Genomic DNA, 1,548 nt, shown 5'->3' on the forward strand with positions numbered 1-1,548 from the left:
CGGCGTCACCGCCGCGGCCGCACCGCAGTTGCCGCAGAACGGCGCGGCCGGCACGTTCTGTTGGCAGGCCGGGCAGCACCTGGTGGCCACCTCGTCGTCCTGCTCTGTCATGTCGGAACTCACGCCAGCGCCGGGATGACCTCGCGCTCGAACAATTCGATGCCCGAACGGTCGTAGGCCGCTTCGGGGAAGTAACAGATGACGTACTCGCACCCGAGGTCGCGCAGTTTCGTCATCCGCTCGATCACCCGCTCGGGGGTGCCGGTCGCGTTGCCGGGGTTGTCGTTCATCGCCATCATCGCGTCGGCGGCCGCGTCGCCGCAGATGCCGGCCAGCCGGTCCCGGATCCGCTGGGCGCGTGCGGCGAAGTCGGCGTCCGAGCTGCCGACGATCGCGTTGACGTTGGCCGACCGAACGATGGCGTCGTAGTCCGTCCCGACCTCCCGGCAGTGCTCGGCGAGGATCTCCGACTTGCGGGTGAACTCCTCGGGATCTGCGGAGAAGTTGGTGTACTGCGCGTATTTCGCCGCGATCTTGAGTGTCACCTTCTCCCCACCGCCGGCGATCCACAGCGGAATTCCGGCGGGCTGCAACGGTTTCGGGGCGACGATGGCGTCGTTCGCCTGATACTGCTTGCCCTCGAAGGTCACCCGACCGTCGCGCCAGGCGTCGCGCATGATCTGCACACCCTCGTCGAGGCGGGCCAACCGCACACCGGCCGACGGGAAGCCGTAGCCGTAGGCGCGCCACTCATGCTCGTACCAGCCGCCACCGATGCCCATCTGGACCCTGCCGCCGGAGATCACGTCCGTGGTGGCGGCGATCTTCGCCAGGTACACCGGGTTGCGGTAGCTCATCGCGGTGCACATCTGTCCGAGCTTGACCCGGTCGGTGGTAGCGGCCAGTGCCGCCATCAGCGTCCATGCCTCGTGGGTGGCCTCATCGGTGGGCATCGGCACGGTGTGGAAATGGTCGTAGACCCACACCGAGTCCCACGCCCCGCGGTCGGCGTACAGCGCTAGGTCCCGCATTGTGGCCCAATGGTTTTCCACCGGGATGCCCACCAAATCCAGGCGCCAGCCCTGGGGAATGAAGAGTCCGAATCGCATGCGCTCGACTCTAGGCGGCGCCCATTTCTTGTCGGCGGAATGCGCAATAATCGAAAGCATGTTCGAACCCGAGGAGCTCTTCTTCATCGCGGAGGACACCGCCGAAACCCGGTCCCTGGTGGAACGGGTCCAGCGGTGGTCGCGCGTCGAGAACCGTGCCGCCGCGCGGCGGTTGGACGCCATCGCCGACGTATGGGAGACCCGGCTTCGGGAGTGCGGCGACCGGGAGGACTGGGTGATCGACGCCCATGCCTCCGTGACGGCGGAGGTGGCGGCGGCCCTGTGTGTAAGCCAGGGACGGGCGGGCAGCTACCTCAACTACGCGCGCGCCATGCGGGAGCGGTTGCCCCGGGTGGCCGAGGCGTTTCTCGCCGGTGAGGTCGATTTACGGCTGTTCCAGACCATCGTCTATCGCACGGATCTCATCACCGATGCCGGG

At 67.3% G+C, this 1,548-nt stretch carries 2 protein-coding genes; one reads left to right on the forward strand and one right to left on the reverse strand.

Annotation, left to right across the window (positions count from 1 at the left end):
• Positions 1-119: 119 nt before the first annotated feature.
• Positions 120-1,109 (reverse strand): LLM class F420-dependent oxidoreductase, encoded by a 990-nt coding sequence (locus tag U0R18_RS21490; RefSeq protein WP_526372297.1) that lies wholly within the window; start codon positions 1,107-1,109, stop codon positions 120-122.
• A 58-nt stretch (positions 1,110-1,167) separates the two neighbouring features.
• Here U0R18_RS21490 and U0R18_RS21495 point away from each other — a divergent pair.
• A partial coding sequence (locus tag U0R18_RS21495; RefSeq protein WP_526372299.1) for a DUF222 domain-containing protein occupies positions 1,168-1,548 on the forward strand: 381 nt, incomplete at its 3' end.

Source organism: Mycobacterium sp. (genome assembly GCF_046330795.1).
GTDB lineage: Bacteria > Actinomycetota > Actinomycetes > Mycobacteriales > Mycobacteriaceae > Mycobacterium.